This is a genomic window from Metasolibacillus sp. (assembly GCF_025291715.1).
GTDB lineage: Bacteria > Bacillota > Bacilli > Bacillales_A > Planococcaceae > Metasolibacillus > Metasolibacillus louembei.
Genome location: NZ_JAMBIZ010000042.1, coordinates 1 through 15,113, shown reverse-complemented (window position 1 = coordinate 15,113; position 15,113 = coordinate 1). Strand labels below are relative to the sequence as shown.

The 15,113-nt window shown below is 38.8% G+C and carries 8 protein-coding genes; all 8 read right to left on the bottom strand.

Annotated features, from left to right (window positions below; genetic code table 11):
* Positions 1-144: 144 nt before the first annotated feature.
* The 8 genes from M3Z76_RS18080 to M3Z76_RS18045 all read right to left on the bottom strand — a co-directional run bounded on the left by M3Z76_RS18080 (position 145) and on the right by M3Z76_RS18045 (position 14,402).
* Positions 145-1,047, bottom strand: coding sequence for a fumarylacetoacetate hydrolase family protein (locus M3Z76_RS18080; RefSeq protein ID WP_293929529.1), 903 nt, complete (start codon positions 1,045-1,047; stop codon positions 145-147).
* A gap of 161 nt (positions 1,048-1,208) precedes the next feature.
* On the bottom strand, positions 1,209-2,381 hold the full coding sequence (locus M3Z76_RS18075) for a DUF418 domain-containing protein (protein ID WP_293929530.1): 1,173 nt from the start codon (positions 2,379-2,381) through the stop codon (positions 1,209-1,211).
* Between the two features lie 67 nt (positions 2,382-2,448).
* On the bottom strand, positions 2,449-6,141 hold the full coding sequence (gene addA, locus M3Z76_RS18070; RefSeq protein ID WP_293929531.1) for a helicase-exonuclease AddAB subunit AddA: 3,693 nt from the start codon (positions 6,139-6,141) through the stop codon (positions 2,449-2,451).
* Positions 6,110-9,667, bottom strand: coding sequence for a helicase-exonuclease AddAB subunit AddB (gene addB, locus M3Z76_RS18065; RefSeq protein WP_293929532.1), 3,558 nt, complete (start codon positions 9,665-9,667; stop codon positions 6,110-6,112). The genes addA and addB overlap by 32 nt, the downstream gene beginning before the upstream one ends.
* 102 nt (positions 9,668-9,769) lie before the next feature.
* On the bottom strand, positions 9,770-10,390 hold the full coding sequence (locus tag M3Z76_RS18060) for a TVP38/TMEM64 family protein (protein ID WP_293929533.1): 621 nt from the start codon (positions 10,388-10,390) through the stop codon (positions 9,770-9,772).
* 699 nt (positions 10,391-11,089) lie between these two features.
* On the bottom strand, positions 11,090-12,259 hold the full coding sequence (locus M3Z76_RS18055) for a PDZ domain-containing protein (protein ID WP_293929534.1): 1,170 nt from the start codon (positions 12,257-12,259) through the stop codon (positions 11,090-11,092).
* A gap of 98 nt (positions 12,260-12,357) precedes the next feature.
* Positions 12,358-13,779 (bottom strand): S41 family peptidase, encoded by a 1,422-nt coding sequence (locus tag M3Z76_RS18050; RefSeq protein WP_293929535.1) that lies wholly within the window; start codon positions 13,777-13,779, stop codon positions 12,358-12,360.
* Between the two features lie 59 nt (positions 13,780-13,838).
* Positions 13,839-14,402 (bottom strand): TlpA family protein disulfide reductase, encoded by a 564-nt coding sequence (locus M3Z76_RS18045; RefSeq protein ID WP_293929536.1) that lies wholly within the window; start codon positions 14,400-14,402, stop codon positions 13,839-13,841.
* Between the last annotated feature and the right edge of the window lie 711 nt (positions 14,403-15,113).

Genomic DNA, 15,113 nt, shown 5'->3' with positions numbered 1-15,113 from the left:
TTTTTTCTCTTCATGACCTATCCTATCATGTGAGATAAGTAGTTTCAATGAATATGGTGCCAGGCACCCACACAATTCTCACACAATTTCAAAGAAAAACCCGAATGATGCTATTCACATACATTCGGGTTCTACTTCAATTATTTATGCAAAGCGATTTGCAAGTGTGCCAATTCCTTCAATGGAAACTTTCACTTCGTCGCCTGCTTTTAAAAATGCTGGTGGATTCATGCCCTTACCTACTCCTGCTGGCGTGCCTGTTAAAATAATATCGCCAGGCTCTAATGTCACATATTTTGATAAAATTGAAATAATGTCTGCTACGTTAAACAGCATATCTTTCGTGGAGCCATTTTGACGTACTTCACCATTTACTTTTGTGACAATTGATAACACTTGTGGATCTGGAATTTCATCCTTTGATACTAAATATGGTCCCATTGGGCAAGATTCATCTAAGCTTTTTCCTAAGAAGTATTGCTTATGCTTTTCTTGTAAATCGCGTGCTGTTAAATCGTTGGCGATTGTATAACCAAATATATAGTCATAAGCAAGCCCTTTTGGAATATCCTTACCACGTTTGCCAATGACAATAGCTAGTTCACCCTCATAATCTAGCATTGCTGTCTTTTCTGCATGAACGGGTATTGTCGTTTCATCTGCTGCAATTGCTGTCGGTGCTTTTGTAAAGACAACAATATCTTCCGGTGCTGTATCTCCACCCATTTCTTGTACATGGTCCCCGTAGTTTTTGCCTACGCATAAAATATTTTTTGGTGTACGTGGAATTGGTGCTAACCATTCGATTTCATTAAATGTATATTTAAATTGCTCCGCGTTTTCGCTTTTTTGTGCGGCATCTACTAATTTTCTTGTTTTTTCTACAAAGTCAAAGCCTAATGCAATACTCTCAATAATCGTTGACGGAAAAGAAGGAAAAACTTGTAACGCATCTTGGATTGCTAACACATCCCAAACCGCTTCTTCTTTTTTTACTTTCGGTCCAAATTTTACTTGTCCATTTAATTTAAATGATAATAGTTTCATAATCGTGTTTGCACTCCTTCTTTTTTATCTCGCATGTACAGACAGCTATCAATCTACCCGTAAATGTCTGACTAAATGAAAGTTTCTTCTTAATAGTGAACGAATAACTACTAATTGAAGTTTCATTTTCTACATCATACATCATTATGCAACAAAAAGCCTTATTTTTCTGATAATTTTTCACCGTAAGTAAATCTTTTTATAATAGCTTCCAGCGGCCCTTGCGCAAACTTCGACAACCATAGCTCTGCAATGACTAGCTGTGCAGCAAAAATGCCAAGTGCCATATAGGTTCCCATTTGAACTGACATTTTTCCATACAAGCCTAAGCCGAAATTGTAGAAAATAAATGTACAAACAATTGACTGCATAATATACATCGTCATCGACATACGCCCAAGCTTGGCAAATGGTGATAATAGCTTTAAAGCAAAGGGCAATAAACAAATAACAACAATCGCAGCCGTATAGCCAAGCGCTAAAATTGGACCACCGACAAACACCTTTACATAGTCTAGCAAGTTTGTATATGTGAGCATATATGGTGCACTTTTAATGAAAAGTCCTAACCCTATCCCAATGATCGCTAGCATAAGCCACATTACTTTTAACTCTTTTGCTCGCTCAATTAAGCGCCATTTTGCAGCTGCTGCCCCAATTAACATGTATGGCAAAATCGTAAATAATGAGGCAAACCATGCGCCAAGGCTCATCTGTACTGACAAATCGGCTAAGCGCTGTGTAAAAGCATCGCTCCATGTACCTGTCCCATATGCGACGATGGCATTTTGCACCATCGTAATATCAACAAATTGCGCTGTCTTTTCCATGTTTGCTATACCTTGAATCGACAAAGCAAATAATATAAAGCCATGCAGTAAAGCATTAAGCATGATGGCTAGTGCGACCATCCATGAGCTTTTCAAACGCATTAAGGCAATTAAAAAGAAGCCACAAAATGCATATGTTACTAAAATATCGCCCCACCAAATAAGAAAGGCATGTATCAAGCCGATTCCAAATAAAATAAAGAGGCGCTTCGGTGCAAATTTATAAAAATTGCTGCCTGTTCTTTGTGATTTCATATATTGCATCGCTAATCCATAGCCAAACAACATAGAGAAGAGCGGATAGAAGCTACTTTGCACATAAATATCTAGCGTTTGCCGCCACATAATATCCTTTGCCTCAGTGAACCAATAAGCAATATCGATATGTGGCTGTGGCAAGTAAAAGCCAAACATATTGACAAGCAATATACCGAGTAAACTCACACCGCGTAAAATATCAATCGTATGTACCCGTTCATGCATTAATGTAGGTTGAAATTTCACAGTTATGACTCCTTTTTGATAAGAGAGCTACCTGAAAAATTTCAGGCAGCTAAAATTTATTGTTAAACTATTCAAGCACAACAGTTTGTCCAATATCATATAAATACAATATTTTTTCTTTTACTTTTGTTTTGTTAATTATTTCAATTGCTTCGCTATAAATTTGAAGCTGCAATTGATAACGCTTCGTCATTTCCTCTGTTAGAGCAGGCTCCATATCAAATGGTGGGCGAATTTTGTCCGTTTTATAATCTAACAGTACCCACTGGCCATCTTCCTCAAACAAGCAGTCAATAATCCCTTGGACGATTTGGTTGTCTCCTTCACGATCCATCCGACTCATTGTAAATGGCACTTCTCGCAGCAGTCGCGTTGCATTTTTAAAGCGTAGACCGATTGGTGAGTTGAAAAATGTGAGCACTTTCTCCATGTTTACAATCACCGCTTCTTCCTTCGTTATTACTTGACGTACAACTAAATTTGCAACAAATTCATTGGCCTCATCAAGCGTTGCAAAGCCTTGCTGTGGCACATGCTGCATAATAGCATGTATAATCGTTCCCATTTCTGCTGCTGACAAAGCCTTTGCTTGTATAAAACTTGGCCGTTTAGCAATGGATGCTTGCTTCATTGCTTGCGGATTGTAGACGATATCCTCCTCCTGCTGCAATGCCTCAAAGCGTTTAATTTCAGAAACGGACGTTTTCGATTTTTTTGCTATCGATTGCCTGTATGGATATGTTGCTGTGAAACGCTCTGTTAACTGCTCAACAAGCTGCTCATCGACATCTTCCTCCACTAACAATTGCACAAATGTCTCTTGCTCCTCTGTGTTTTGCAATTGTTCGGCAGCCAATACTGTAATTGACCATAGCGAATCCTTTTGTACGATTGCCTCATGCTCGCTGAATGCCTCATCCTGTATTGCTCTCGTTAAAAAGTCTGGATGGCTTACAAGAGCAGGTGCTAGCCAATCTAAAAATGAATTGGCACTCGCTCGTAAATAATTTGGCAATAACTCTTTAGGTGGCAAATCTTGATGATTTCCCCATTTTGCAAGCTTCTTGTCCCAATTTTTCACCGTGCCTAGTAAAATTAGACGCTCTTTTGCACGGGTCATCGCTACATAAAGTATACGCATTTCCTCAGCCTTAAGTTTCGCTATTTTCTTTTCCTTCATAGCTAAGTATGGCAATGATGTGAACATCGTACGTTCCTCGGTATTAATCGCCTTTACAGCAAGCCCAAAATCTTGGTCAAATAAATACGAGCCTTTGAAATCCTGCTGATTAAAAGACTTGGCAATGCCTGCAACAAAAACAACAGGAAACTCTAGTCCCTTAGAGGAATGAATCGTCATTAAACGAACAACATCATCACCTTCACCAATCGATTTAGCAATACCTAAATCATCACCTCGTGACTTCATACGATCCACAAAGCGTAAAAATCGGAACAGACCTCGGAACGATGTTTTCTCATATGCCAATGCTCTATCATGTAGTGCTCTTAAATTTGCTTGTCGCTGCTTGCCGTTCGCCATCGCCCCAACTAGCTCATAATAATTTGTATCTAAATAAATGGTCCATATTAAATCAGCGAGCGAGCCTCGCCGTGCAAGCTGGCGCCATTTTTCCAATAGCGTTAAGAAGTAATGAAGCTTTTCCTCAACTTTTGCATTCGTTGGCTCCTTCATAAATGCAGTGACAGCTTCGAAAAACGGTACATTACGCTTTGCTAAACGCACCTCTGCAAGCTCATTTTCTGTTAAACCGAAAAATGGAGCACGCAATACGGATGCAAGTGGAATATCTTGAAATGGATTATCTACAATTTTTAAGACATTCAACATAATCATTACTTCCAACGCATCGAAATAGCCTTTTGATGTTTCTGCATATAACGGAATTCCCGCTGCTTTAAATTCCTCTGTAAAATCTGCTGACCATGTCATCGAGCGCATTAAAATAACAATATCGCTATAGCGAATCGGTCGTGTTGTACCATCTTTCGGATTATAAATTGGCATTTCTTTTTCCATCATATGTTGAATTTTACGAATCATGTAGCGCGCTTCCTGTTGTGATGTTTTTAATTCCTCCAGCTCCTCATCAAGCGCTTCTTCCTCCTGCTCAGTAAACTGGTCAATTACAACAAATTCAACAGGAATATTCGTTTTATTATAATGTGCTTGAAACTTTAGCGCCGCTTGGTCATCATAATTAATTTCGCCAACTACCTCATCCATGACGCGCTCAAACACATAGTTCGTTGCCTGCAACACTTCTGAGCGACTACGGAAATTGGCATTTAAGTCAATTCTTAAGCCTGTATCGATTGGATTTTCGGTAAAATTTTTATATTTGCGTAAAAATAGGCGTGGCTCTGCTAATCGAAACTGATAGATTGACTGCTTAACATCGCCAACCATAAATAAATTTCCTTTGGCTTCATCGCCTGATTTGACAAGCTGTAAAATCGTTTCCTGCAATAAATTGACATCCTGATACTCATCAACGAGCACTTCTTTAAAGCGCTTTTGGAAATCCTTCGCTACAGCTGATGGTTCAATTCCTTTGTCCGTTTCCACTGTCAATATTTCTAATGCATAATGCTCTAAATCGGAAAAATCGACAAATGCACGCTCTAGTTTCGCAGCTTTAAATGCCTCGCTAAATATTTTCACAAGCTGAACGAGCGTTTCAATAATGGGCTTCATTCGTCTCATTTCATCAAGTAAAATTTGAGGCTTACGTATAAAAAATGTATCTTTTATCGCTTTGACAATATCCTTTGCCTCATCACGATGTGCTTTCGCTATATCCTTTATTTGCGGATCTGCCTCATCTGACTTTTTAATCGTCGGCAGCCTACCCCATTGTACCTTTTGCATATGCTCATAAATATCTTGCCATGTGCTATTTTTGAGCTTATCAATCGCCACCTGCACAAAGGCAAGCTCCTCTGTCGCTAGCGTATGATACGTCCCAATGCCAAAATTACCTTCAGCATAGCGCTTCATTGTCAGTAAATTATGCTCAGCTGCATATAAAGAATTTAAAATGGAGCTCTTTAATTGTGCAACAAATGTTAAATCATCAACTGTTGCATCTGGCGCAATATCGTATTCCTGCGTGAGTGTATCTAACCATGCATACGGTGCCGGCTGTACACGCGACATGTTATAAAGCTGTAATAGCAACACTTCAATTTCCTGATCGTGTCGATCAGAGGAAAAGCTATCAACAAGCTCATACACAGCCTTCTGTGATAGCTCTCCATCCTCGCTATAGGCCTGCTCTAAAATCGTTGATAACACATCATCCTGCAATAAGACAACTTCATCTTGACTAGCGATGCGAAATCCTGGATCAAGGTCAATCATATAAGCATATTGACGACAAATGGCTAAACAAAATGAGTGTAGTGTTGAAATTTGTGCTTTATTAATTAAGCTTAATTGACGTCGCAAAAAGCGGTTATTTGGATCTTTCGCAATTTCCTTTTCTAATGCATCTGCTAAACGGCTTCGCATTTCAGCTGCCGAGGCATTCGTAAAAGTAACAACGAGCAATTCATCGACATCGAGCGGCTCATTTTCGGCAATAATTTTTTGAATCAAACGCTCAATTAATACTGCTGTTTTCCCTGACCCTGCAGCTGCTGATACAAGCGTATCCTGTCCCGTTGCCCAAATAGCCTTCCACTGCTCATCCGTCCATTGCGCATCATTCGGTTTCTTCGGTATCAGTAATGTCACTATAGCCACACTCCTTTCTTACCCGCGCGATAAGGTCATCTGTCTTTTTCACTGATAAATTATGATATTGTTGATGCCCGTCTGATGGGTCAAATTGACAGATTGCTTTAAACGCACAATAATCACAGGCTGTGCGATTTTTTAACTTATACGGATAAATATCTGTCACTCCTGTGAATATTTTATTACCTGCCTCTCTATGCTTTGCAATCACAAAATCCTGCAAAACTGGCATCGTTTCTACATCTACCGTTTTAGAGTACGCACCAATTGCTCCTTTAGTTGTCATGCTTACTGGAATAACAGGTGATTTTTTTTGTTCTAATAAATTCCCATCCATTGCCTCTAATACAGGAATTTCATTCGTTAAAAGCCCTTGCATACGATATTTCTCAAGACGCTGTAATTCACGCATTTGCTCATCAACATATTCCTCTAAACGAATTAAAGGATCATGCACATGAACATACAATACCCCCGCTGGAGTTACAGCAATATTTTGGTGTTCAGGCAATGCCAGTAGCTCCTTGGCATTTTTCACTGCCACATCTAAATAGGTTAAAAGCTGTAATGAAATACCGTGATACACTTCATTTAAATCTAAGTCTCGACTCGATGATTTATAATCTACTACACGCAAATGCAATTGCCCGTTTTCCTCATACGCATCGATGCGATCAATTTGCCCTCGCAAGTACATTTTCCGTTTATTTTCTAGTGGAATTTCTAATGCAGGTAATGGCTTTATCCCTTTTTTCATCGTCTTATCATCTACTTTACCGAATGGCTTTTCGTGGACAAGTGGCTTAAATTTTGCTACCTTTGCATGTTCTGTTAACGCAAATAATGTGCGTGCTACAACGCGAATTAGCTTTTCCTTAATATATAAATAGCGTGAATTACTTTCTAATATACGATAAGAAAAAATATGGACAAGTGGCTCGACAACCTCTCGCGCTCTTTGTAGACATTGACGGTAATTTTCTGGTGGCATATCCCCATTCGTTAAAATCGTGCGTAGTGCTTCATGGAATAAATCACCCATTGCAAACGTTTCTAAGCGATATTCTGCCCGTTCCTCTAAGCGCAGACCATATGTGGCGAAATGTGAATATGGACAACGATAAAACTTCTCAATGCGTGAAACGCTTGCCTGTAGTTCCTCACCGTATAGCCTCTCTGTTATAGTTGGTTGCAATGGCTCCGCTTTATTAATTGTATATAATGGTCTTGTCACAAATTGGAGCATTCGCTCCCATTCAGGGTAACGACGATAAAATGCTCGTAGCGCCCGCCATTCTGCTGCAAGTAACTTCGTTTGCTCTGTCTCTTTTAGCTGTGTCGCTAAATAAGCAATTGCTGGCTTTGGATGACGCAAATAAGATAATATTTTATGCTGATCCAATTCTTCAACAGGATCAATGAAAATACGTATATGCGGTAATGTACGCTTATTTTGAACGGTAAATAGTTTATGCAGTCGAGTGATATAAAGCGATGGCAGCAAGCTTTTACCTTCCTCATCTACACTTGCAAACGCAATATACAGCTTGTCTGTCGGTGAAGCAAAAGCCTGATAAATTAAAAATGCCTCCTGAAGTAATCGATTTTTAGCATTTGGTGCTAATTCATAATCTAACTTGTCAAAATAAGTACGGTCGGCATCGGATAACAGCCCCTCCTTATCAATACGCATCGGATAAACACCATCATTTACCCCGACAATAAACACGGCCTTTATATTGTTGAAGCGTGAATATTCTACTGTCGCAATCGTTACTACATCGATTGTTGGTGGGATGCTAGAAAACCTTAATGAATCATACCCCTCATCTAGCATTTCTGCTGCTTGCTGCAATGTTACTTCTTGTTCACCAAACATAAGCACAAATTGGTCAAGTATATTTATCCAGCCATTCCATACTTGATCATGCTCATTTGCTAATTCAGACGCCGTTTCAAGCTCCTGCTCCTTCATTTTTTGTAGCTTATCATATAGCTGTAAATGCTCTGCATAATCATATAAAGCTCGTCCTATCTCTAAACCCGTTTTCGCTTTCTTTAAAGCTTGTTCCAACTGTAGCAATGGTTCTCGGACAATTTGGCGTGCCTCTTCTAGCATCCGCTGTATTTCAAGCTCTTTATCTGTTTGTACAGCACCCATTTTTTCTAAAACGCGAAATCTACGATATTGCCAAACGTCATTGTCATGCCACCGCTTTCCGATAATGCCCTTTGCTATCACAAAATTTTCAAGCTTATCGAGCTGCTCTCGATAATTTTTCGCCTCTTCGTCTAATGGTAAAAATAAGTCAGTTTTCACTGCACGAAAGACAGGCTCATATTGCCAATTTGAAATGACTGCCTCTAGTGAGGAGCGCATAAATTCAATAAAAGGATGATGCAGCATTGGGCGCTTTTCATTCATAAAAAACGGAATATCATGCTGCTGAAAAATTGTTGCAATAAGTGGATCATATATATCTGCTTGACGATACATAATACCGATATCTTTGTAGCGCATTTGTTCCTCTGTTACGAGACGTATTATTTCCCGTGCAATACCTTGCACTTCAGCACGGCGATTCGTTCCTTCAATAATTTGTACTGCTCCTGATGCAGTTTGTGCTGTAGGAACTGATTTATGAAAATTTTCTTCAATATGTGCTAAATCGGATTGCTGTGTACGATAATTTGTTGTTAAATGTATCCGATCCTCCACATCAATTTGGTGTTGCATAGCAAAATCCATTAATTTATCGTATGTAAAGGCAGCACGATGAAATAATGCTTGTGGATCTGCTGCATCATATTCACTATCAAAAGGCAGGACAATCGTGACACGTTTCGCTAACAATAGCAATTGCTCGATAATAGCAAATTCCCTTATTGTAAATGAGGTAAAACCATCAATATATATTTCAGAGTGCTTGATTTTTTCAGAGTTTTTTAATTGCTCAACTAAAATTGGATAAAAGCCTTCTCCATCCACATAACCTTCTCCAATATTTTCCTCAAGCTGTTGTAAAATAATTTGAAAATCCTTCATTTTCGCTACTAATGTATGTGCCGCACCATATGTCTCAAGCTCCTTTATTAGTTCTATAATGGAGGTGCTTGTTATATCATATTGGCTAAACTCTCGCAGCAGCTGCTCTATTTCCTGTGTAAATCCTCGCTTGCCTGCAGCCTGTGTAAAAATTGAAAATTGCTCCTTATTATCCTGTAAAATACGACGAATCAACATGCGATAGCCAAAGCTATCGATTTTATCGCGTGCAATGCCACCTGTTTCCTGCAAAATAAACCAAGCTAAACGCTTGAATGTCAACACTTGTGCACGTATCATTCCACGCACATCATAGCGATTCGTTAAATCATACTCTGTTTTAAATGAAATTTGATCAGGCACGATAATAAATAATGGGGGACCTAAAGGATCTTCCTTCAAATACTGTACAACTTCTTGCTGAAGCATCGTCGTTTTCCCCGTACCAGCTCGTCCTGAAATGATGCGTAAAGCCATGCGACCCCTCCTCTTTTTTCTATTATATAACAGAACACATGTTTACAAAAATAAAAACAGAGCTGCTTAAAAAGATAACATCCTTTCAAACGGCTCTATTTCTTATGAATGGCTTTCCTTACTTACTGCTCGCAAATCGCGCTCCACTCGTTTATTTAATTTGTTTTCAACCCATTTGCCAATAATCCATAGTAGGATAATACCACATATGACTAAAATTAATTTTTTCGGATCTGTTAAAATCGCACGTAAATCATATCCTAGTCCTCCTGTAACAGCAATCATCACAAACTTCCCAATAATAAGTGCTACTAAATAATAGTACTTGCGAATATGGGATAACCCTGCCACGATATTAATAATGACCGCCGGTGAAAACGGGAAGCATAATAGCACTAAGATCGGCGCTAACCCCTTCATATCAACCCATTTAATTAATGTTTGTACACGTTTATTTTGCACGAATCTTTGTAGCCTCGGATGTTTACCAAATCGTCTCGCTACTAAAAATAATCCATATGCACCAACAACAGAACCAGCCCATGAAATAACAATTCCCAAAATGATGCCGTATGCATTAACATTCGCTATCACAATGACAACGAGCGGAAGCACGGGGATAAATGCTTCAAGAGCTGTTAAAAAGATGCCAAAAATCGGTCCTAATAAATGATACTGCTCTATTATGTTTTCTAAATTTGCTATTGTAAACCAATCTCTCATTGGCTATCACCTCTACATCAAAAGCACTATGTTTTATACTCATTTTAACATACTCAGCACGATATAATTGCTAACATTATTCGTCATTTTTCGCGAATATATCGAAGTTATTGTACACAATGTAGACGCTAAGCATACGTTGGAAGTTGCAATCGGAAAAATTTAACCTTTATTCATCTAAAAGGAATATTACTAAAAACTGTAGTTGGCAAAATAAACACAATTCCTTCAAAGAGATAGATGAGCTTATTTGCTTGTTTTTTGGGAAGGCTAAACATGCTGTTAATTTCCGTTACGATTAGCTCGCTTTATGACAAGTAACCATAGGAGTACTCAAGCCATCCTCATGTCAATCAATTGAAAAAGTCTTTGTCACAAGAAAGTATATTACCTTTCTTTAAAAAGGTAGACATTGCATGTCAGTGACTTTTTATCAAGTTCAATGGTATGTTTTTAGCTATTTTATTACATAAAAGCTTTTTCTAGTTGATTGAAGTGGAGGGGGCGACTCTCATGGAAACAACGTAGGCGGAAAATCCATTTTTTCAGCCCTAGTTAAAAAAAATTAGTTGGAGCCTGCGCCCGTAGAAAGTGTCCCTCGTAACGGAAATTAACGGTGTTTCTAGCCTTCTCTAAAGATAGTCAGCAACAATAAATACAAAAGCCATTTGGAAAGCACCTTCTTTCCAAACAGCCTCTTTAATTAACTAATAGCAATCCAATTTTATAGTGATCGTTGCTATGCACAACATGCTGTGCTAAGCGCACTTCGTTTTGATGGTTTAATATTTCTAAACGACAATGTGCTGCATTTACTTGAAGTGCCTCGTACAGCTCACTTTCAGTTAATACGTTTTTGCCATTCACTTTACGAATGACTTCACCTGCTACTAAGCCCATTTTTTCAGCAGGTGAATTGGGCAATACACCTGCAATAATAACACCGCTTGAGAGTGGAGCAACCGCATATGCATCTGTGCGTTCTTGGATTTTGAAGTAAAGGCTAATAAGCAAGCGAACGATTGCTGCGCTTATTAATGTCATAACACCAATCAATGGTATGAAATAGGAAGCTAATCCACCAATTAATACGAGCTGTGCCAAAATAAAAATGGAACGACTATACTTTGGGTAAAAATAAGTGGGTAATGTGCCCTTCGTTATTTGCTGGAAGCCAAAAACAAATGGGAATAACACAAGCGAAAACTCGCTAGCACCTAAACTAAATTGTGGCCACCATGGCAAATAAGCTGCAATAGCATCGCCTGGAACAATGAAAAATAACGGCACGAGTTGAATACCTTTGCTAAAATATGCAACAGCATTCCTACCACGCTTCGTCTGCTCTATAATTGGTGAAGCAAATTGAGGTCCTACTTTACGAATAAAACGAGCTTCTATAATCAATAGCATCCCAGCAATTAGTGTAACAGTCATTGCCGCACCATACTCATAAGCAAAGCCTTCGAATGTAAAGCCCAACACAGTAAATGTTTTTCCGAAATACGCTAGCCCAGCAAGTACACTAAAGCTAACCGCTATCGTCACAATCGGCGATAATAAATGGAATATAAAAGCAAGCACTGTAACAATGCTAACAGCTGTTAATAGCAATAAAAATTCACTTGGCACAACAAAGCCAGCTGCTAATATAATGATAGATATGAGAATGCTAGCAGCCCAACTGACCTTTGCGAAATTGGCAAACTCTGACCAACCATTTAAAATTCGAATTTTAAAAAAACGTCGCTCACGTTTCACACGTCTATAACCAAGATAAACTGCAAAGAATGCAGCTATATATAATAATGGGTTCATAATAAAACGTAAAATGGCCATTAGTACTTCTACGATAATATCTATATACACAACTTCACCTACCAAGCTTCTTGTTTTACAATCCCTAGTCTATATTGTAGCAAAACCTTATTATAATGCGTAGCGCAAATTGTCCTGACTATATAAAATTACTTTTGACTCTCTAGCTCATGCAATAAAAAGCTAATCGCCATTTCAAGCTGCAAATCATGCTCTGGTTTTTCTTTATAGGAAAGCACCTCTTCCTGTAGTGCAGTAAAGAAGCTTTCATCTAGCTCTTCTCCCTGAACTAAATCGTGCTTTTTACGGAACTGTTGGACAACTTCAACTGTTTCTTCATCAAAAAAGCCATCTGTTCGTCCAATAGAATAGCCGAGCTCATTCAATATATTTTGCACATAAGCAATTTCTTCACTAAAGTCCCCTTGCTGGAAAGTGCCTAATAAAGGCATCATTTCGATTGTAAAGAGCGGATGCTGCTTTACCTCTATATCTGGTAAAACACCTTTGCCATGAATCCATTCCTTTGTTGGTGTAAGCCATTTATTTGTAGATAGCTTTACCTCACCACCATTTTGCAGCTCCCAAGACTTCTGTACTGTCCCTTTGCCAAAGCTTGTATCGCCGATAATTGTTGCACGCTCCCACGCCTGCATGGCAGCTGAGAATACCTCACTCGCTGAAGCACTCCCTTCGTTCTGCAAAATAACAATTGGCTTTGTCAATGCGTCGATTAACTCTGGTTGTGTTGCTAATGGCTCCAATGCGCCTACATTATTTTGCATGTAGGCGAAAATGCGCTCGCGGTTTTCCAATGTACTAATAATTTCTGCTACACTATGCAAATATCCCCCTGGATTACCTCGTACATCGACAATCCAACCTTCTACATCTTTCTTACTTATTTCTGCAATAGCATTTTTCCACTCTTCTGCCGTTTTTTCACCAAACATGCTCAACGATACGTAACCAAATGCTTCTTCAGCCCGTTCAATAACAGCAGCTTCTACCGTTTCATTTTTTAATGCTGCTCGTTCAATTGTTAGCTTAATATGACGCTCTGCCTGTGGTCTATATAAGACAAGCGTTACTTTTTCTCCGCTTTTCCCTTGCATTAAACGCATAACGTCACCCATTGTTTTACCTTCAAGTCGCTCATTATTAATTTGGACAATTTCATCCAATGGGCGCACACCTGCTTTTTCCGCCGGTGAATCTTTAACAGGTGAAATAATGACAAACTTCCCATGTGTCTCTGCTAGCTCCACACCAATCCCTACTCGTTCGCTTGCAAGTGACTGTCTATGTATGGCAGCCTCCTGTTCGCTATAATATGTGCTATACGGGTCTTTAATTGCCGATGCCATACCACGTAATGCTCCTTCTACTAACACATTCGACGATGTGTCATACACAGATTGCTGTGAAATTAATGTATACAATTCATCAACAACTGATAATTCCTCTGTAGGTACCTTTTTTGCAGAAAAAAAGTCACTGTTCCATAAAAATAAACTACCTCCAACAATCGCAACGACACAAAACAATAAAACAATTCGGCTTTTGCGCATCTACTAACCTCCTACTAAACAAATTATGAATAATAGAAGAAAATGATACGTCTATTGTTTTATTTTAATTTCGCTACATATTGTTGCAATGTCTCTAGGCTAAGTGGTCCAGTAATTTTATGCTGCACACGCCCTTCTGAATCAATCATAAAGGTTGTCGGAATCACTAATATTTTATAGGCTTCAGCAATATCCTTTGTCTCAGCAAGTAAAACAGGAAACTGTACATTAAGCCCATTAACAAATTGCTGAATTTGCTTATGTGAGCCGTCCTGATATGTTAGGTTTACTGCTAAAATTTCTACATTATCATCTGCTGCATGCTTTTTATAATAATTTTGCATATGTGGCATTTCCACTTTACAAGGTGGACACCATGTTGCCCAAAAGTTAATCACCACTTTTTTGCCACGGTAATCTTCTAATGACACGGTTTGCCCATCCAATGTTTGTAAAGTAAAATTAGGTGCCAGCTCTCCCTTTTTCAAGCCAACTAGCTCAACTTCTTGTCCAATCGTCGCCTCTGCAAGTCGTTGGCTATCCTCAATTTGCCCTTTTATATATGTTACAACTGCAATAATTATTAAAAGGAGGATAAGCAGTAAGCTAATATTTTTCTTCATCCACTATCACCTCATTTGTTGTTGCGTATTTTATAGTGTAGTTATTTGCGGTTTCTCATAAGATATCTGCGCTTTCCTCTTTTTATTTGCGACTTTCCCTCAGATATTTGCGAAGCCCTCTTTATTTGCGAGTTCCCATAAGATATCTGCGCTTTCTTCTGTTTATTTGCGACTTTTCCCAAGATATTTGCGGCTTCCTCTTTTTATTTGCGACTTTTTACAAGATATTTGCGAGTTCCCCTCAGATATTTGCGGTTTCTTCTTTTTATTTGCGAGTTCTCACAAGATATTTGCGGCTTCCTCTTTTTATTTGCGACTTTTTCCAAGATATTTGCGAGTTCCCCTCAGATATTTGCGAAGTCCTCTTTTATTTGCGATTTCCCATAAGATATCTGCGCTTTCCTCTGTTTATTTGCGACTTTCCCTCAGATATTTGCGAAATCCCTTTTTATTTGCGGTTTCCCACAAGATATTTGCGGTTTCCTCTTTTTATTTGCGGCTTTTCCCAAGATATCTGCGCTTTCCTCTATTTATTTGCGACTTTCCCTCAGATATTTGCGGCTTCCTCTTTTTATTTGCGACTTCCCGCAAGATATTTGCGCCTTCCTCAGTTTATCAGCAAATGCAATTCTTTAAATAGAGTAGGAGGGAGCGATTAACTCCCGTCCTCTCACACCACCGTACGTACGGATCCGTATACGGCGGTTCAAT